The organism is Natronorubrum sediminis, assembly GCF_900108095.1.
Taxonomy (GTDB): Archaea; Halobacteriota; Halobacteria; order Halobacteriales; family Natrialbaceae; genus Natronorubrum; species Natronorubrum sediminis.
The window spans coordinates 1,151,133-1,168,247 of record NZ_FNWL01000002.1 but is presented as its reverse complement, the minus strand read 5'-3'; the positions used below and the strand labels follow the sequence as shown (position 1 = coordinate 1,168,247).

Genomic DNA, 17,115 nt, shown 5'->3' with positions numbered 1-17,115 from the left:
TCCCCGACAGGCGAATAGATGGTCAGCCGCCCTGCTCGCTTTTGTCCGCGTTGTGGTGGGTCCCTCGAGACGACCACGTTCGACGGCCGCGAACGCGCGCGCTGTTCGACGTGTGAGGAGATTATCTGGCACAATCCGGTCCCCTGTGCGAGCGTCGCCGTCGTCGATCGATCGAGACCCGACCCCGCGGTACTGTGCGTCGAACGCGACGTGCCGCCGGGCGTCGGCGAGTGGACGCTCCCCGGCGGCCACATGGAAATCGGCGAGGATCCCGCCGTGGCCGCCGTCCGCGAACTCGAGGAAGAAACCGGCGTCAGGCTCGATCCCGACGCGCTCTCGCTGCTCGAGGCGACGGCGTTTCCCCCTCGAAACGACAAACACGTCGTGACGATCCACTACGTGGCCGACGCGTCCGAAGCACGCGGCGAGCCGACGGCCGGCAGCGATGCGCGCTCGGCTCGATTTTGGTCGCCCGCGGCGTTCGACGACACGGCCGAAACGTTTCGGCCGATCCACGAACAGCGGTTTCGCGAGGCCGTCGCCGGCGACGAGTTCTCGAGTTCCCGGTGAGGTGTGCACTCGAGTAGCGGAGAACTCCGAGACGGACCGTCGCGTATCGACTCGGTATCAGGGGATTCATTATCGGGCCGTCCGAGAATCGGACGATGAGTATACCGTCGTTCGCCATCGGAATCGCCGGCGGGACGGGGGCGGGGAAGACGACCGTCTCGCGAACCGTTGCGGAGACGGTCGGCGAAGCCGTCACCCGCATTCCGCTCGACAACTACTATCAGGATCTCTCGCACATGCCCTTCGAGGAGCGAGCGGACGTCAACTACGACCATCCCTCGGCCTTCGAGTGGGAACTGCTCCGCGAGCAACTGAACGATCTTCTCATGGGGCAATCGGTCGAGATGCCACAGTACGATTTCGAGATTCACAACCGAAAGGACGAACGCGTCACCGTCGAGCCAACGGACGTGATCGTCCTCGAGGGAATCCTCACGCTGTACGACGAGGAGATCCTCGATATGCTCGATTTGCGCGTCTACGTGATGACCGACGCCGACGTTCGAATCCTCCGCCGAATCGAACGCGACGTCATCGACCGCGGCCGCAACCTCGAGGGCGTCATCAAACAGTATCTCGGAACGGTCAAACCGATGCACGAACAGTTCGTCGAACCGACGAAGAAGAACGCCGACGTGATTATTCCCGAAGGTGCGAACCGAATGGCCGTCGACTTACTGACCGAAAAGGTCCAGGCCGAACTGACCGATGACGGCGTCGAGCGCGAGGCCGGCGTCGATCCCGAGTTGTCGTTCAACAGCCCGACGACGGAGTAATTCACCGACTCGCTAGTTCGTCGAGTGACTGATTCCAGACGCTGGCTTGTGATTGCTCGTTCGCCGCCCGAACGGACGAACCCGACATTCCTTTACTCCAGCCCTGAATACGGGCGGGTATGTTCCTCTCTCTGCGCGCGGAGGTCGAAGCCGCACTCGAGGACGCCCTGTCGTCACTCGAGTACCCGACCGACGACCTCGGGATCGAAGAACCGCCGGACGACGTCGAGAGCGTCCTCGCCTCGAGCGTCGCCTTCCGACTCGCCAGCGAAGCCGGTGCACCGCCGCCACAGGTCGCCGGCGAACTCGCCGAGGAAATCGACGCCGACGAGTTGACCTACGTCTCTGCGATCCAGACGCAGGGCCCCTATCTCAACTTCCTGCCGAGTGACGCCTACTTCGCGACGACGCTCGAGACGGCGACCGAAGAGTCCTACGGGCGACTCGAGGACCGAGAGACGTCTGTCGTTGTCGAACACACGAGCGCGAACCCGACCGGCCCCGTCCACGTCGGTCGCGCGCGGAACCCGATCGTCGGCGACGCCGTCGCAAACCTGCTCGATTTCGCGGGCTACGACGTCGACCGACACTACTACGTCAACGACGCGGGCCGCCAGATGGCCGTCTTCACCTGGGCCTACGAGACCTTCGACGAGGACGACCTCGAGGGCGAGCCAGAACGCGAGCGCATCGAGTACGACCTCGTGCGCTACTACCGAACGGGCAACGCCTTCCTCGAGAACGCACCCGAGGACGAAGTCGCCGAGGCGGAAGCCGAAATCGGCTCGATCATGCAGGGCCTCGAGAACGGCGACGAGGAAGCCTACGAGCGCGTCAGCGAGGTCGTCGATCAGGTTCTCTCGGGGATGAAAGCCTGCCTCGCGCGTCTCCCCGCCGAGTTCGACGAGTTCGTCAAGGAGACGAGATTCATGCGAAACGGAGACACCGACGACCTTGTCGAGCGCCTCGAGAATCTCGACGAAGCGGTCTACGAGGAAGACGCCTGGCAACTCGAACTCGAGGATCACGGCATCGACAAGAACCTCGTCTTCCTTCGCTCGGATGGCACCTCGCTGTACGCAACGCGCGACCTCGCCCACCACGAGTGGAAGTTCGACAACTACGACGAGGCCGTGACCGTCCTCGGTGAGGACCACAAACTCCAGGCCAAACAGCTTCGCACCACCCTCGAGTTACTCGGTAACGACACCGACGACCTCCAGCAGGTGCTCTACTCCTACGTCAACCTGCCAGAGGGGAAGATGAGCACCCGCCGTGGAACCGGCGTCGACTTAGACGACCTCCTCGACGAGGCCATCGACCGCGCACGCCAGGAAGTCGAGGACCGACTCGACGAGCGCATCCGCGACGACGACCTCTCCGAGGACGACATCGAGCGAATCGCCCACCAGGTCGGTATCGGTGCCGTTCGCTACGACATCGTCTCGAAACAGCCGACGAAAGCGATCACCTTCGAGTGGGAGCAGGCACTCGACTTCGAAGCCCAGTCCGCCCCCTACGTCCAGTACGTTCACGCCCGAACCTGCGGTATTCTCGAGGAAGCGGGGCTGGATCCCGAGCGTGCGCTCGCGACTCAGGACGTCGAACTCGAGGCTCTCGACGCCGACGTCCTCGAGACCGACGCCGAACGCGACTTGCTCGAGACGATCGCTCGATTCCCCGCCGTCGTCGACGAGGCGGCCGACGACCTCGAACCCCACCAGATCGCGACGTACACGCGGGAGTTCGCAGACCGGTTCAACGGCTTCTATCGGGAGTGTCCCGTGCTCGCCGACGACGTCGACCCCGAGACTCGCGAGGCTCGACTCGCGCTCGTGGCGGCGTCGAAACACACCGTCGCGAACGCGTTGACGATTCTCGGCGTCGAGGCTCCGCGCTCGATGTGACTGTCGGTTGACCCGTCTGACTCTCTACTGGTAACGGTCGCCCACAAAAATCCGGTGTCGAACAGCGGTCGATTACCTGCGACGGCGCTGTTACTCGGCCGTCTCTTTGACTTTCTCGCCAAACTCCTCTTCGGACAGTTCGTCCTCGAGGAAGCTCACGACCCACTCGACGTCGACGAACAGCGAGACGACTTTCGCCCCGTCGTGTTCGGCGATCCACTCGATCGTATCGACCTCTGCGATGAAGGCCTCGATGTCGTCGATCGCGTCGTCGTGCTTGCCCGCGAGCGGTTTGAGTTCGTCGATCAACTCCTGGTAGTCGGTGAGGTCCGTTTCGACGAGAACCTGCACCGTGTCGTCTTTCTTCTCGATAGACGAAATCGACAGCGCGTCGCTGTCGATATCCAGTTTCGACCCGTCGAATCCAGGAACGTCGTCCGTCCCGTTCGACCCGTTGTCGTCGCCGTTGTCACTACCCCCGTCGTCGCTGCCGCCATCGTCGCTTGAGTCGTCGTCTGACCCGCCACTGGTTTCCGAACAGCCAGCGAGTGCGGTTGCCAATGCTGCGCCACTGCCGAGGAGGATTTTACGTCGCTCCATGTTCGAGGAATCGGTATCGGGTATGATTAGTAATCAGTTCGTTACTGTCTTGCAAGAAAGTGAATCATTGCAGGACAGACACTCGAGCGTGAACGATCGATCTGAACCCACAGCGGCCACTATTCGGACGGCCCTGAACGAGATGAGCGCAAGTAACGACGGTGAAACGATCGTCTGTCACGACTTTCTCGTCTTTTAGATTCTCACTGAGCCACGAGTTTCCGGGTTTCTCGAGCGAATGAGGGACGAAGGAACAGCCTACGGTTGTGATTCGACGATCACTCGACCGTAGGGACACTGTCGCGAGAGTAACCAACGAGGCGGCCTTCGGCCGAGTACGGGCGTTACGTGTCGGATTCAGCTTCCGTGATCGCACTCGAGACGTCGTCGTGTGCAGCCTCGCGACTGCCCGACTCGCCGGTCGCCGGTTCGGCCGTCGCCGGTTCGTCCTCGTCATCGTCGCTCGAGTCGCCGCCCGCGGCATCATCCGCTTCACTCGAGTCGGCGGGTGCGTCCGTCTCGTCGGTATCGTCCGCTTCGTCGGTATCGTCCTCAGAGCCGGTTGTGTCGCCTTCGGTCGCCGTCTGTGTCGCGGGTTCGGGAACCTTGATTCCGACCAGTTGCGCGGCGAGTCGACGGTAGGCGGTCGCAGCGGGCCCCTCGGAACTGTAGACGACCAGTGGCGTTCCCGCGTACACGCTCTCTCGAGCAGCCGGGTCTTCGGGAACGGTCGCGAGCAACGGCGTTTCGAGACGGGCGGCGATTTCGTCGTGGGAGACGTCGCTATCCGGGTGCGTGCGAGTGAGAACGAGTCCGGCGACGTCGCCACCGGATCGCTCGGTCAACTCGAGGGTTTTCTTCGCGTCGTGGACGGCGGCGGGTTCGGGCGTCGAAAGCAGGATGACGGTATCGGCGAGCCCCAGGGGGAGGACGGTTTCGTGGCTAATACCGGCACCAACGTCGAGGAAGACGTAGTCGAACTCCTCGCGAAGCTCCGAGACGACGTCGCGAAGCCCTTCGGGCGAGATATCTGCGTATTCGGAGAGTCCGGTTCCACTCGGCACGGCGAGGATGTTGTCCGTAATCTCGTACGTCGCGTCCTCGAGTGGCGCGTCGTCCGCGAGAACGTCGTGTAGCGTCGTCGAGTCGGCGGAGAGACTGACGAAGCCGGCGAGGTTCGCCATCCCGAGGTCGGCGTCGACGATGGCGACGCGTTCGCCTGCCTGGGCGAGCGCCGTGCCGAGATTCACCGTTGTTGTCGTTTTTCCGACGCCTCCCTTGCCACTCGCGATCGCATAAACCGTCTCCTGAGACATACTGAATACTGTGCGGACAGTCACACGGGAGCACCGTGAATCTTACCCCATCACGCTGACTATCTCAGTCGACAGACTATTCACCGACAGTACCTGTACTACTTCGATGGCTACTGCCGCCGTGATCCTCTTAAACGGTCCACGTCGAACGTTCCGTCTCGACAGTCAGTACCACGATAGCGCCTGTGTCAAAGGATTCTTACCCACAGCACCGTTTTGTACGGATAATGAGCCAGGAGGGCGAGCAGGAGCAATCCGACCGGAAAAAATACGAGTTCCGGAAGGTCATCGAGGATCTCAAGGACTTCGACGGCTCCGGGACACAGCTCGTAACGATCTACGTGCCCGACGATAGACAGATCAGTGACGTCGTCCAACACGTCACCCAGGAACACAGCGAGGCGGCCAATATTAAGTCCAAACAGACCCGGACGGCCGTCCAGGACGCGCTGACGAGTATCAAAGACCGGCTCCGGTACTACGACACCTACCCGCCGGAGAACGGGCTGGTGTTGTTCTCCGGTGCCGTCGACTCCGGTGGCGGCCGCACCGAGATGGTGACGAACGTCTTAGAGAGCCCGCCACAGCCCGTCGAGTCCTTCCGCTATCACTGTGACTCGGACTTCCTCACCGAGCCACTCGAGGAGATGCTCGCCGACAAGGGCCTCTACGGCCTCGTCGTCCTCGACCGACGCGAAGCCAACGTCGGCTGGCTGAAGGGAAAACGTATCGAACCCGTCAAATCCGCCTCCTCGCTCGTCCCCGGTAAGCAGCGAAAGGGTGGCCAGTCCGCCCAGCGGTTCGCCCGACTGCGCCTCGAGGCCATCGACAACTTCTATCAGGAGGTTGCAGGGATGGCTAACGACCTGTTCGTCCCACGCCGACACGAACTCGACGGCATCCTCGTCGGCGGCCCCTCCCCCACGAAGGACGAGTTCCTCGACGGCGACTACCTCCACCACGAGATTCAGGACAACGTGATCGGCAAGTTCGACGTCGCCTACACGGACGAGTCCGGCCTGAAGGACCTCGTCGATAACGCCGAGGACGCCTTGGCCGACGCCGAGGTGATGAAGGACAAAAAGCAGATGGAGGAGTTCTTCGAGGAGCTCAACGCGGGCGACCGCGCGACCTACGGCTTCGCGCAGACGCGACGCAACCTGATGATGGGTGCCGTCGACCGACTCCTCATCAGCGAGGACCTCAGGAAAGACGCCATCACCTACGACTGCGGGGAGTGTGGCAACACCGACTACGAGGTAGTCGACCGCCGTAAGTCGACGCCCGAGCACACCTGCAGCGACTGTGGAAGTGAGGTGGAGGCGACCGACGAGAACCGAGAGGACGCCATCGATCACCTCATCGAAATCGCCGAACAACGGGGCACGGAGACGAAGTTCATCTCGACTGACTTCGAGAAGGGAGAACAACTCTACAACGCCTTCGGCGGCTTCGCCGGCTTGCTTCGCTACAGCACCGGCGTCTAATCACTTGCTCGCTCCGCTCTCGACCGTTTACGTCCGCTCGAGGATGGCTCAACCCTCGCGAAGCCCGCAGTAATGTCGTATTACCTCTCGAGGCCGCCGCTCAGAGGGTTCCCCGCAGAATAACCTCGGTGTCGGTAATTTCGTCGATACTCCCCTCGTCGAGTGGGTGGGCCTCGTCACTTCGGGTTCCCCAGCCGAGTTTTGCTTTGAGCGTGTCCACGATGCCCGGGTTCGGCTCGACGTAGCCGTATCCGTCTCGAACGTCGACGAGTCGGCCAATGGTCGTCCCGTCGGCGTTGACCACCCGTTTTCCTTCGTCGGCTTTCGTCAGCGTCTCGTCGGTCATTCTCTGAGACCGGATCGTGCACTCAGCCGAACGTCCCCCGGGACAGCCTCTCGGCGTGGTGAACGACACCCGATATCGGTCGCATGGAAGCGTGGCTAATAAACCGATAAAATCGTTCCCCCCTTCCAGACGATAGTTACGGTTCTTTCCGCCGACGGCTCCCGAGTAGGCCAACCTTACTCCGAATCGGCCGACCGGTCGCTCGATATCACTCGAGCACAACAGAAGGGTTATGGCGGTAGTCACGTATTACCACTCGATCAATGGACGAAGCGCCCTCCCTCACCGAATCGTTCGACGACCCGCGGATCACGCCCCAATTTTGTCGGCGTGTCACCGGATCGTCGGGCGACTATCTCCTTCTCGGTGTCGTCCACGACCACCCCGCGAGCGTCGCCCGCATCACGACTATCCTCGAGTCCGTCGAACCGGAGACGGTCGCACTCGAGTTACCCGCCGCCGCGGTGCCCCTGTATCGCGCGTACGCTCGAGACGGCTCCGACGACGCCCCGCCGCAGTTCGGCGGCGAGATGAGCGCGGCGATTCGGGCCGCGCCGGCGAACTCGGTCGTCGGCATCGACGCGCCGAACTGGTCGTTCCTGCGCCGGCTCGTGACGCGGTTAGTCGCCGACCGCGTCTCGGCCGCGACGGCCCGACGCGTCATCTCGAGTCTCGGTGGCGCGACGCGGGACGTATTGACCTGTCGAGTCGCTGCGACGCTGACCAACGCGACCTCGATCACCGTCGCCTGTGACGACCCCATCGAGTACGAGTGCACGCACGAGGACACGCCGGAGCGACAGGCGTCCCACGAGCGTTCACACGTCAGCGGCGTGCAGGCGCTCCTCAGAAGTGTTTCCACCGAGGGAAGCGCCCTCTCTTATCGCGACGAGACTCGCGAGCGTTGTATGGTCGACCGACTCGAGGAACTGCGCGCGAGCGAAGACGGCGACCTCGTCGCCGTCGTCGGCGTCGATCACCTCGAGCGCCTCGCGGACGCACTCGAATCCTGAGAGCGCTACCGAGTTTTGCTCCCGATTCAGTCTCAGCGCCGAAGCATCGAGATACAGTTCCAACAGAAGGTAAACGTCTGGTCTGCTTCGTTTCGCGCGCCACAATGTGGACAGCGCATCGTTTCGCCGTCGAATTCGAGGTCGCACTCTTCCTCGAGATCGTCCGGGTCGTCGAGGTCGTCGGCCCTCCTGGGGTAGCGATCTGGGCCGGACGACCTGTGGGGACTCGTTCGATTCGGGTCGGCGAACGACGGCGACCCGGCGCGCTCGTCGCTGTCACCCTTGACGTAGACGTAGTACAGTAGCAGGTGCAAGAGGGTGAACAGCACGACGTATCCGATGAGCCAGCCCCAGAGCTCCATCACTATGTGATATGGTCTCAAGCCACTTGGATATTCCCTGAATCACGAGACAGAGAGTGTCCAAACGGTCGAAACGAGACTGCAACTATCTACTGAGCGATGGCCACGTCGACGCTCGAGGGAGCTTACTCCGGCGTCGAGAGGTCGCGGCCGAACTCGTCGAAAACGGTTAGCTCTTCGGGAAGGTCGTACTCGAGTCGTCGCTCTTCCTGGCGGTTGACGCCGGCTTCCTCGATTGGTGTCGCGGCTTCTTCCCAGCCGGGTTTGATTTTGGCGCTCTTGGCGGGCGCACCGATGGCGATGTGGTGGGCGGGGATGTCGTGTTGGACGATGCCTCGAGCGCCGACGATGGCGTTTTCGCCGACCGTACAACCCGCCCGAACCATCGAGTCGTAGGTGAGTCGAACGTCGTCTTCGACGGTCGTGTGGTAGTTTCGCACCTCGGTCTGGTCAACGACGTCGTGATCGTGGCTGTAGATGTGCACGCCGTCGGAAATCGAGACGCGGTCGCCGATAGTCAACTTTCCGCGGTCGTCCAGGTGAACGTCGTCGTGGACGACCGTGTTGTCACCGATGGTGATGTTGTGGCCGTAGGTGAACGAGATACCCTTGAAGAACCGGCAGCCGTCGCCACACTCCTCGAAGAGGTGGTCGGCGAGCATTCGTCGGAACCGGAGGGCGAACTCGACGTTGTCCGCGATCGGTAGGCTGTCGAACTGGCGCCAGAGCCACTGGAGATGTTTCGAGCGACGAAACTTCGTCTCGTCTTTTTCGGCGTAGTACTCGCTCTCGAGGGTCGTGTTACAGGGATCGTAACTCTGGAGCCGGATGCGTTCGGCCGTCGAGACGGACTCGCCGGCTTGCCAGCGTTCGTAGGCCTCGCGATCGCCCGAGAGATCGATCAAGACGTCTTCGACGACCGAGCAGGTGTCTTCCTCGCCTGCCAGACGCTGGTCGACCTCGCTGATGAACTCGCGCATTCCCGCCTCCGCCTCGTCGGGGAGCGAGACGTACCGCTTTGTCATATGCCGTGGTATTGGCCGCGGTATTGATAGTGGTTCGGTTGTGCGCTCGCCTTGCCGATCCTTACCATCTGTATAAGCCCCGTTTTTGCCGGCTTTCTGAGCGATTCGTCTTCGTAACCCGTTGCGTGCAGCCCCGCGACGCGTTTTTCGAGAACGCACGGGACTTCCTCGACGAACTGCCCGCGAAAGTCGCCGAGTACCACGACCTGTTCCCGGAAACGAAACCTTCCGGCTTCGGACAATCGACACCGGCATTCTCGAGCCTGATCTCGCCAAATCCTACGGCTGTCCCGGCCCTATCGCCCGCGGCTCCGGATCGACTACGACCTCCGGCGCGACAACCCCTACGGCTACTACGACCACCTCGAGTGGGACGTGGTCACCGAAGACGAGCGGGAGATCCAGAGTACCGTCCCTCGACCGCTCAAACCCAACGCTGGGACGGATACCTATCGCGCGGTCGAGATTCTCGAGGGCGAACTCGGCATCTACATCAGCGCCGACGGTTCGAACTCGCCGGCACGGTTCGAGATTCGAAGCCCCTGTCTCCACAACCTCTCTGCGTTGCCCGGGATGGCAGAAGGCGAGTCCATCGCGGATCTCATCGTCTCGCTCGGCAGTCTGGATACCGTGCTCGGCAGCGTCGACCGCTGCCCACCGTCCGCCGATTGGCTCACTGGTTCGAAAGCAGCGATTCGGACCACGACTCTGGAGACGTGTTCTGGAATTCGTTCCGGTCTGCGAGTCGTGAACGAGTGGAAGCGACGTGTTCTCCTTCTCGATCTGAAGTCTACCGACTCGCGTTATCGTGCGCGGCAATACCTGTAAATTCCAGTGTCATTCTGTCGTAGGTAGCAGAAATATGTCGGTTGTTATCATAGATAGGTCCGATACGTTGCCGCAACTCTGTCGTAGATAGCAGAGAATGTTTCCTATATCTGCGACGGAATCGATAACAGTTAACTGCAACCGTCGCGCGAACAGAGATATGTCGATCGATAGCCTGTGGTCGCCCGTCGACAACGTGACGGATCGCTGGAGCGCGCTCGAGCGTGATTGGCAGAGCGTTTTCATCGGGGTTGCTATCGTCGTGTTGGTCGGTGCGTTCGAACTCCCGATTCCGTGGTGACGCGATGAACGTCAGTCGGCTGGCCCCGGGATTGGTGGCTCTCTGTCTCGGTGCGATCGTCGCTCGAGTGCTCGCCGTTTCGTTCGGGGTAAATCACCTCTTGCTCGCGATCGCACTCGGATTCGTTGCGACGAACGTCGTCGGAATTCCCGATCGACTCGAGCCTGGAATCGCGACGCACAAGTTGTGGCTGGGTGCCGGAATCGTCCTCATGGGCGTGTCGATCTCGCTCGAGACCGTTCTCGAAGTTGGTGGCCCTATTCTGGTGGTCGTCGTCGGAGTGACCGCTGGGACGTTGCTCGTCGTCGAACTTCTCGCGCGCAACGTGTTCGGGTTGACCGATCGAATGGGATCGCTGCTCGCGGCCGGTGCCAGCATCTGTGGTGTCTCGGCGGTCGTCGCGGTCGCCGGTGCCGTTCGTGCTCGCGAAGAACAGATCGCGTACGCGGCTGCGACGGTCCTGCTGTTCGACGCGATCACGATCGTCGTCTATCCGATCATCGGCGACCTGCTCGACCTCTCGAGTGTCGTCTTTGGGACGTGGGCTGGAGTCACGATGTTCTCGACGGGTCCGGTCGTCGCCGTGGGATTCGCGCATTCCGACGTTGCTGGCCAGTGGGCAACGATGACGAAACTGTCACGAAACGCGCTGATCGGTGTGGTCGTCCTCGCGTACGCGAGTTACTACGCACGCCACGTCGGCGGGGGTCGTCCGTCCGTCCGGACCCTCTGGGACGAGTTTCCGAAGTTCGTCCTCGGCTTTCTTGCGCTCGCACTCCTCGCGAGCGCGGGCGTGCTTTCCGCTGGCCAATTGGACTCGATCGAGAACGCCTACAACTGGTTGTTCGTCCTCGCGTTCGTCGGTCTCGGGACGGAGATCAAACTCGGTGATCTTCGCAATACCGGCGTGACACCCGCACTCGTCGTCCTCGTTGCGTTCTTCCTCAGCAGTCTCGCGTCGCTCGCAGTGTTGTTAGCTCTGTTTTAGTCGGCGACGAGCGAAACTCCTGTAGCCGTTCGATTCAACGCACTGGCCGTTGGACCTCGATGTCCGATCGTTGTCACTCGAGTCGCTATGGCCGAACCCGCCCGGTTCGTCGATTTCGAGAGCGTATCGAGTTCACCGTCGGAGTCGTCGTTCGACTCCTCGACGAGATCGTTCTAGGTACCGGTAAAACCGTCGTCTATCGTGAGATCGAGATCGGTCTCGTGACGGGCTGAAACGACAATTCAGGACCTGTTCTGTCGAACTATCGGTCTCCGCTCGACCGTTCGTGGTGGCGCTGATCTGAGTCGACTCTAACTGGAGCCGACCGGGTCTCTCTCGAGCGTATTTGCGTGAGTAGTTTCTCGAGCGAATTATGATAGTGATCAGCACGCACGAGGGCGTAAATGTTGCTGGTATCGTGTTGTACACCGCAGAATTGCTGGGTAGAGAGGTCCTACAAGGGACTAGCCAGTACGGTGGGGTACGCATGGAACGAGACTACTCGCGAAGATCTGTATTAAGCATTCTTGGGAGCGGATCGGTTGCTGCGATGGCCGGCTGTCTCTCTGGCTCTAGCACTGATGTCGATATCTCTGGCGGCGTCGGACCGCGAATGGCGGTCGAAACGTGGGCGGACCTCTACAACGACGAGCATGACGTGACGTTCGACGTCGGCGGCGGTGGGACTGGTGTGGGCGTCTCCGAGGTCCTCGAGAATCAAGTCGATATCGCGATGATGGGCCGAACACCTGAAGAGGAGGAGATCGATCGGGGTCTGTTCGCCGTCCCAATGCTCATCGACACCGTCGTCGGAACGGTTCACGAGGATAACCCGATCATCGACGAGATCCAAGAGCGAGGACTCACTCGCGAAGACATGGAGGCGATCTTCACGAAAGAGACCGAGAGTTGGGGCGACGTCTACGACGACGTCGACGCCGACGAAGATATCATCGTCTACGGTCGGTCGGACGCCTCTGCGGCGTATCAAAAGTGGGGCGATTTCCTCGGCGGCGAAGACGACTATTACACCGAGAACGAACTCGAGAGCCTCTCGGATGGGAACCACGATGGAGACTCAGCAGTTCAGGAGGCGATCGCCAACAACGAGAACGCCGTTTCGCTGAACAACATCAACTACGTCTACGACCTCGACAGCGGCGAACTCGAGGGTGCCATCCGGCCTACCCCTCTCGACCAGGACGGCGACGGACTCTCCGACGAGGAGGACTTCTACGACAACCGCGAGGAGTTCCTCGACGCCGTCGAGGAGGGCGAGTATCCGATGCCGCCGGCGCGAGAGATGTTCCTGGCTTCGGACGGCCAATTCGAGGACGAGGCGTACGACTTCGTCGAGTGGGTCCTGTCTGATGGTCAAGAGTACGTCCGCGACAGCGGGTACGTCCCGCTCGAAGAGGACCGCCTCGAGGAGGCACAACAGACGCTCGAAGAGGGTCCCTGATCTGAACGATGGCGGAATCAACGGAATCGGCCGAGTCGAGCCAGACGGGGGGTCGCTTCTCTAAGCGACTACGACGCGAACGACTGAGCAGCGCCTGGTTCACCGTCGCTGGCTACTTCGCGATCGGTATATTCGCGGTGATCGTGGTGACGATGATTTACCAGTCGCTGCCACTGTTAGAGGAGTTTTCGATCGCCCAGATGGTGTCGTCCTCGAACTGGAACCCTGACCAGAACGAGTTCGGATTCCTGCCCGCGATCGTCGGTACGGTGTATGTGAGCATTCTGACAATGGTCATGGGAACGCCGATCGCGATTCTCACCGCGATCTACCTCGCCGAGTACGCCGAGGGGCGGATGAAGACGCTCGTCGGCTCGTTTATCGACGTGCTCGCGGCCATCCCGAGCGTTATCTTCGGGCTGGTCGCCCTGTTCGCCGTCGTTCCGTTCGTCGGTAACTACCTGGCTCCGGCATTCGGCTCGAGCGCCACCGGTCAGGGAATTTTCACCGTCAGTCTGGTCATGTCGATCATCGTGACGCCGTTTATGATCTCGCTGTCGGTGGAGTCACTGGAGGCGCTGCCGGACGAACTGCGCGAGACCTCACTCGGTGTTGGCGCGACCAAGTGGGAGACGATCAGAACGGTACTGCTTCGGGCCGCCGGACCGGGTATCTTCTCGGCTGTCTTGCTCGGATTTGGGCGCGTCTTCGGTGCGACAATCGTGCCTGCGATGCTCATCGGTGGACAGACGCACATTCCCGACTCGCCGTTTGCAACCGGTCAGACCCTGCCAACGCTGATCGTCAACGACTTCGGTGAACTGATGAGCCTGCCACTGACTCAGTCGGCGCTGATCTTCGTCGGCGTTATGTTGCTCGTCGTCGTCTGGCTGTTCAACTTCAGTGCTATGCTTATCCGACGGCGGCTCAAACGGAGGTGGCAGTACTGATGGATCGCTACGCCAAACAGCGGCTCATCGGCCTCCTGGCACGAGCCGCGACCGCGCTCGTCGTGAGCGTCATGGTGTTCGTCGTCGGCGTGACGATCTACAGAGGTGCGCGTATCCTCATCACTGACCCGTCGATTGTCGTCACGCCGCCGGGATCACAGTACACGCTCCAAGCGGAGGGTGGCTTCCTCCACGCGGTCGTGGGAAGTATCTTCATCGTGATCCCAGCGACGATCGTCTCGACGATACTGGCGATCTCGACCGCGATTTACCTCCAGAGCGACTACTCGAGCGAACGGTTCTCCGACCTGGCGAATATGTTCCTCAACGTGCTCTGGGGGACCCCACCGATCGTCTACGGGGTGTTCGTCTTGACCATCATCTTCACGGTCGGCGCTCGACAGAGCCTGCTGTTCGGGATCATCGCGATCGCGATCTTCCAGTATCCGATCATGACTCGCTACACTGACGAGGCGTTGCGATCTGCCCCGGATACGGTGAAAGAGGCCTCTTACGGGCTCGGATCGACGAGGTTCGAAACCGCGCGGATGACAGTTCGCTCGGCACTCCCGGGTGTCATCGCTGGCGTCATCATGGGCTTTGCTCGTGGCATCGGTGACGCTGCAACCGTCTTGTTTACGGCTGGGCGAAGCACGAACATGCCGGCCGGTCCGATGGACGGCGCGACGACGCTCCCCATTCTCATCTACGAGAACGCGACGTCGCCGAACGACGAACTCGTGGCGCAGGCGTACGCGGCGTCGTTCCTGCTCATCATCGTCGTCCTCGCACTGATCGCCATCTCGAAGGTACTGGCGGGACGGTTCGCTCGATATACCCCAGGAGGGAGACACTCATGACATCGCAACCAGCACTTACCACGGACGAACTCAGCGTAACGTACACCGGGAACGAAGACGTCGAGGCGTTAAAGAGCGTCTCGCTCGAGTTCCCCTCGAACCAGTTGACGGCCATTATCGGTCCCTCGGGCTGTGGCAAGTCGACGCTGTTGAAGTCGCTCAACCGACTCCACGAGATCCAACCCAACGTCGACATCGACGGCGACGTCTACCTCGGCGAGGAACCGATCTACGACACCGACGAACCGGCACCGGAGATTCGCCGGCGGATCGGCTACGTTCCGCAGACGCCGACCGCGCTTCCGCTTTCGATCTACGAGAACGTCGCCTACGGTGTGAAGATCCACAGCAATTACGAGGACAAAGACGAACTCGACGACATCGTCGAGAGCTACCTGCGGAAAGTGAACCTCTGGGACGAGGTAAAAGACCGGCTGAGCACTCCCGGCGCGGAGCTATCGACTGGCCAGATTCAGCGACTCTGTCTCGCCCGTTCGCTGGCCGTCGAGCCGGAGGTGTTGCTCTGTGACGAGGTCACGTCGGCACTCGATCCCGTCTCGGCCGAAACCGTCGAGGAGACGCTCGCCGACCTCAAAGAGGAGTACACGATCATCATGGTCACCCACAGTATGGATCAGGCGAAACGCCTCGCCGATGACGTCGTCTTCCTCTACCTCGGCGACCTCATCGAGGCGAACGACACGCGATCGTTCTTCGAGAACCCACAGAACGAGCGGACCAAGGAGTTCGTCAAGGGTCACACGGCAGTCGAGTACGACGATTCCGAAGACGAGACCAACTCGAACACGAAAGTAGACACTCCAACGGCCGAGTAGTCCCGCAGTCGACCGCTCTCGCTATCCTTCCTGACTCAGTTCATTTCCTTTCCGATTCGACGGTCTTTACCTCCCAGAAGCCCGCTCTCTACCGATCGAATAGGCGCGGTAGCCCGAATCGGCGTGGCATCGACAGAATATAGTTCCGGCCACGGCTTTACTCCACCAGTATGTCCGATGGTGTCTTCGACGGCTACGGCGGCCGTCACGTCCCCGACCCGCTTCTCGAGCCACTCGAGCAACTCGCGACGGCCTACGACGACGTCGCCGAGAGCGAGGCGTTCCAGACCGAACTGCGCGACCTCCTCGAGGAGTTCGCCGGCCGGCCGACGCCGCTTTACTACGCCCGTAACCTGAGCGACCGCTACGGTGCCGAGATCTACCTCAAACGAGAGGACCTGCTCCACGGCGGCGCGCACAAGATCAACAACGTGCTCGGCCAGGCACTGTTGGCCAAACGCGCCGGACGCGAGCGACTGATCGCCGAGACGGGAGCCGGCCAACACGGCACCGCGACGGCCATGGTCGGCGCGCTACTCGACCTCGAGACGGAGATCTACATGGGCGCGAAAGACATCGCCCGCCAGGAGATGAACGTCTTCCGAATGCGGCTCATGGGTGCCGAGGTCAACGAGGTCACGCGCGGCGAGGAGGGCCTCGCAGACGCCGTCGACGCCGCACTCGAGGATTTCGCCGAAAACGTCGACGACACACACTACCTCGTGGGCAGCGTCGTCGGTCCCGACCCGTTCCCGCGGATGGTCCGGGACTTCCAGTCCGTCATCGGCCGTGAAGCCCGCGAGCAGATTCGCGAGCGGACGGGCGACCTGCCCGACGCCGCAGTCGCCTGCGTCGGCGGCGGCTCGAACGCCATCGGCCTCTTCCACGCCTTTCGAGACGACGACGTCGACTTCTACGGTGCCGAAGGCGGCGGCGAGGGCGCGGACTCGAGTCGCCACGCAGCGCCGCTGGCGTCGGGATCCGACGACGTCATCCACGGCATGAAGACTCGAGTCATCGGCGAGGACGTCGACGTCCACTCCGTTTCGGCCGGTCTCGACTACCCCGGCGTCGGCCCGGAACACGCCATGTACCGGGCCGTCGGCCGCTGTGAGTACACCGGAATCACCGACGAAGAAGCCCTCGCGGCCTTTCGCGAACTGAGCGCCACGGAAGGAATCGTCCCCGCTCTCGAGTCCAGTCACGCCATCGCCCGCGCGATCCACCTCGCCGAAGCCGGCGAGCACGACACCATCCTCGTCAATCTCTCCGGACGCGGCGACAAGGATATGGAAACCGCCGCCTCGAAGTTCGACCTGTAACTCGAGTCACCTCGGCGCAACTCGAATTTTCCTTCTCATTTCTCGACGTTCTCATGGCTCTCCGTTCTCGTTTTCCAGGTTCTCGATTCTCCCGTCGACCGAACCACGCGCGGTGGCGCACGCTGTGGTGTGGTGAGCAGACGCGAACCGCACCACGAAGCCGTGC

17 protein-coding genes and 1 pseudogene are annotated in these 17,115 nt (G+C 61.6%); 13 read left to right on the top strand and 5 right to left on the bottom strand.

Annotated elements, in window-relative coordinates; all coding sequences use genetic code 11:
* Positions 1 to 18 precede the first annotated feature (18 nt).
* From BLW62_RS12925 to argS, 3 genes are all read left to right on the top strand, one after another.
* The gene (locus BLW62_RS12925; RefSeq protein WP_090507416.1) at positions 19 to 570 is read left to right on the top strand and encodes an NUDIX hydrolase; all 552 of its coding nucleotides are present in this window, start codon (positions 19 to 21) and stop codon (positions 568 to 570) included.
* Between the two features lie 95 nt (positions 571 to 665).
* A complete protein-coding gene (gene udk / locus BLW62_RS12920; RefSeq protein WP_090507415.1) occupies positions 666 to 1,346 on the top strand; it encodes a uridine kinase in 681 nt (226 codons plus the stop codon).
* Between the two features lie 119 nt (positions 1,347 to 1,465).
* Complete coding sequence (gene argS / locus BLW62_RS12915) at positions 1,466 to 3,253, top strand: arginine--tRNA ligase (protein ID WP_090507414.1); 1,788 nt, start codon at positions 1,466 to 1,468, stop codon at positions 3,251 to 3,253.
* A 90-nt stretch (positions 3,254 to 3,343) separates the two neighbouring features.
* Here the strand turns inward: argS and BLW62_RS12910 are convergent, their stop codons facing one another.
* Both BLW62_RS12910 and minD read right to left on the bottom strand, forming a co-directional pair.
* Positions 3,344 to 3,853 carry a DUF8159 domain-containing protein gene (locus tag BLW62_RS12910; protein ID WP_090507413.1) on the bottom strand — a complete coding sequence of 170 codons (510 nt, stop codon included), beginning with the start codon at positions 3,851 to 3,853 and terminating at the stop codon, positions 3,344 to 3,346.
* 344 nt (positions 3,854 to 4,197) lie between these two features.
* Positions 4,198 to 5,169: a MinD/ParA family ATP-binding protein gene (gene minD / locus BLW62_RS12900; protein ID WP_090507411.1), complete on the bottom strand. Its 972-nt coding sequence runs from the start codon at positions 5,167 to 5,169 to the stop codon at positions 4,198 to 4,200.
* A 227-nt stretch (positions 5,170 to 5,396) separates the two neighbouring features.
* Here minD and prf1 point away from each other — a divergent pair, with 227 nt between their 5' ends.
* Positions 5,397 to 6,656 (top strand): peptide chain release factor aRF-1, encoded by a 1,260-nt coding sequence (gene prf1, locus BLW62_RS12895; protein ID WP_090507410.1) that lies wholly within the window; start codon positions 5,397 to 5,399, stop codon positions 6,654 to 6,656.
* A 100-nt stretch (positions 6,657 to 6,756) separates the two neighbouring features.
* Here prf1 and BLW62_RS12890 read toward each other — a convergent pair whose 3' ends face one another.
* Complete coding sequence (locus BLW62_RS12890; RefSeq protein ID WP_090507409.1) at positions 6,757 to 7,002, bottom strand: hypothetical protein; 246 nt, start codon at positions 7,000 to 7,002, stop codon at positions 6,757 to 6,759.
* 263 nt (positions 7,003 to 7,265) lie between these two features.
* Between BLW62_RS12890 and BLW62_RS12885 the strand changes: the two genes are divergently transcribed.
* Positions 7,266 to 8,015 (top strand): hypothetical protein, encoded by a 750-nt coding sequence (locus BLW62_RS12885; RefSeq protein ID WP_090507408.1) that lies wholly within the window; start codon positions 7,266 to 7,268, stop codon positions 8,013 to 8,015.
* 32 nt (positions 8,016 to 8,047) lie between these two features.
* Here the strand turns inward: BLW62_RS12885 and BLW62_RS12880 are convergent, their stop codons facing one another.
* Together BLW62_RS12880 and BLW62_RS12875 are read right to left on the bottom strand one after the other, a co-directional pair.
* A complete protein-coding gene (locus tag BLW62_RS12880) occupies positions 8,048 to 8,377 on the bottom strand; it encodes a DUF7577 domain-containing protein (protein ID WP_090507407.1) in 330 nt (109 codons plus the stop codon).
* 125 nt (positions 8,378 to 8,502) lie between these two features.
* Complete coding sequence (locus BLW62_RS12875) at positions 8,503 to 9,402, bottom strand: acyltransferase (protein ID WP_090507406.1); 900 nt, start codon at positions 9,400 to 9,402, stop codon at positions 8,503 to 8,505.
* Positions 9,403 to 9,530: 128 nt separating this feature from the next.
* Here BLW62_RS12875 and BLW62_RS19020 point away from each other — a divergent pair.
* From BLW62_RS19020 to trpB, 8 genes and pseudogenes are all read left to right on the top strand, one after another.
* Positions 9,531 to 10,053, top strand: a pseudogene (locus BLW62_RS19020) (NADH-quinone oxidoreductase subunit D-related protein); the annotation flags it as partial.
* 337 nt (positions 10,054 to 10,390) lie between these two features.
* Positions 10,391 to 10,531, top strand: a complete 141-nt coding sequence (locus tag BLW62_RS18735) for a hypothetical protein (protein WP_168170947.1) — start codon at positions 10,391 to 10,393, stop codon at positions 10,529 to 10,531.
* A gap of 4 nt (positions 10,532 to 10,535) precedes the next feature.
* Positions 10,536 to 11,519 (top strand): YeiH family protein, encoded by a 984-nt coding sequence (locus BLW62_RS12865; RefSeq protein ID WP_090507405.1) that lies wholly within the window; start codon positions 10,536 to 10,538, stop codon positions 11,517 to 11,519.
* A gap of 487 nt (positions 11,520 to 12,006) precedes the next feature.
* Positions 12,007 to 12,981, top strand: coding sequence for a PstS family phosphate ABC transporter substrate-binding protein (locus tag BLW62_RS12860; RefSeq protein ID WP_090507404.1), 975 nt, complete (start codon positions 12,007 to 12,009; stop codon positions 12,979 to 12,981).
* Positions 12,982 to 12,989: 8 nt separating this feature from the next.
* The gene (gene pstC, locus BLW62_RS12855) at positions 12,990 to 13,931 is read left to right on the top strand and encodes a phosphate ABC transporter permease subunit PstC (RefSeq protein WP_090507403.1); all 942 of its coding nucleotides are present in this window, start codon (positions 12,990 to 12,992) and stop codon (positions 13,929 to 13,931) included.
* Positions 13,931 to 14,791: a PstA family ABC transporter permease gene (locus BLW62_RS12850; protein WP_090507402.1), complete on the top strand. Its 861-nt coding sequence runs from the start codon at positions 13,931 to 13,933 to the stop codon at positions 14,789 to 14,791. Before pstC ends, BLW62_RS12850 begins: the two co-directional genes overlap by 1 nt.
* Positions 14,788 to 15,627: a phosphate ABC transporter ATP-binding protein gene (locus BLW62_RS12845; RefSeq protein WP_090507401.1), complete on the top strand. Its 840-nt coding sequence runs from the start codon at positions 14,788 to 14,790 to the stop codon at positions 15,625 to 15,627. Before BLW62_RS12850 ends, BLW62_RS12845 begins: the two co-directional genes overlap by 4 nt.
* 170 nt (positions 15,628 to 15,797) lie before the next feature.
* Positions 15,798 to 16,949 (top strand): tryptophan synthase subunit beta, encoded by a 1,152-nt coding sequence (gene trpB, locus BLW62_RS12840; protein ID WP_090507400.1) that lies wholly within the window; start codon positions 15,798 to 15,800, stop codon positions 16,947 to 16,949.
* The last annotated feature ends 166 nt before the right edge of the window (positions 16,950 to 17,115 follow it).

Coding starts and splice junctions, on each gene's coding strand:
- prf1 (WP_090507410.1), top strand. CDS start 5,397: ATGAGCCAGGAGGGCGAGCAGGAGCAATCCGACCGGAAAAAATACGAG.
- trpB (WP_090507400.1), top strand. CDS start 15,798: ATGTCCGATGGTGTCTTCGACGGCTACGGCGGCCGTCACGTCCCCGAC.
- pstC (WP_090507403.1), top strand. CDS start 12,990: ATGGCGGAATCAACGGAATCGGCCGAGTCGAGCCAGACGGGGGGTCGC.
- BLW62_RS12850 (WP_090507402.1), top strand. CDS start 13,931: ATGGATCGCTACGCCAAACAGCGGCTCATCGGCCTCCTGGCACGAGCC.
- BLW62_RS12845 (WP_090507401.1), top strand. CDS start 14,788: ATGACATCGCAACCAGCACTTACCACGGACGAACTCAGCGTAACGTAC.
- BLW62_RS12890 (WP_090507409.1), bottom strand. CDS start 7,002: ATGACCGACGAGACGCTGACGAAAGCCGACGAAGGAAAACGGGTGGTC.
- udk (WP_090507415.1), top strand. CDS start 666: ATGAGTATACCGTCGTTCGCCATCGGAATCGCCGGCGGGACGGGGGCG.
- BLW62_RS12925 (WP_090507416.1), top strand. CDS start 19: ATGGTCAGCCGCCCTGCTCGCTTTTGTCCGCGTTGTGGTGGGTCCCTC.
- argS (WP_090507414.1), top strand. CDS start 1,466: ATGTTCCTCTCTCTGCGCGCGGAGGTCGAAGCCGCACTCGAGGACGCC.
- BLW62_RS12865 (WP_090507405.1), top strand. CDS start 10,536: ATGAACGTCAGTCGGCTGGCCCCGGGATTGGTGGCTCTCTGTCTCGGT.
- minD (WP_090507411.1), bottom strand. CDS start 5,169: ATGTCTCAGGAGACGGTTTATGCGATCGCGAGTGGCAAGGGAGGCGTC.
- BLW62_RS12885 (WP_090507408.1), top strand. CDS start 7,266: ATGGACGAAGCGCCCTCCCTCACCGAATCGTTCGACGACCCGCGGATC.
- BLW62_RS12860 (WP_090507404.1), top strand. CDS start 12,007: ATGGAACGAGACTACTCGCGAAGATCTGTATTAAGCATTCTTGGGAGC.
- BLW62_RS12880 (WP_090507407.1), bottom strand. CDS start 8,377: ATGGAGCTCTGGGGCTGGCTCATCGGATACGTCGTGCTGTTCACCCTC.
- BLW62_RS18735 (WP_168170947.1), top strand. CDS start 10,391: ATGTCGATCGATAGCCTGTGGTCGCCCGTCGACAACGTGACGGATCGC.
- BLW62_RS12875 (WP_090507406.1), bottom strand. CDS start 9,402: ATGACAAAGCGGTACGTCTCGCTCCCCGACGAGGCGGAGGCGGGAATG.
- BLW62_RS12910 (WP_090507413.1), bottom strand. CDS start 3,853: ATGGAGCGACGTAAAATCCTCCTCGGCAGTGGCGCAGCATTGGCAACC.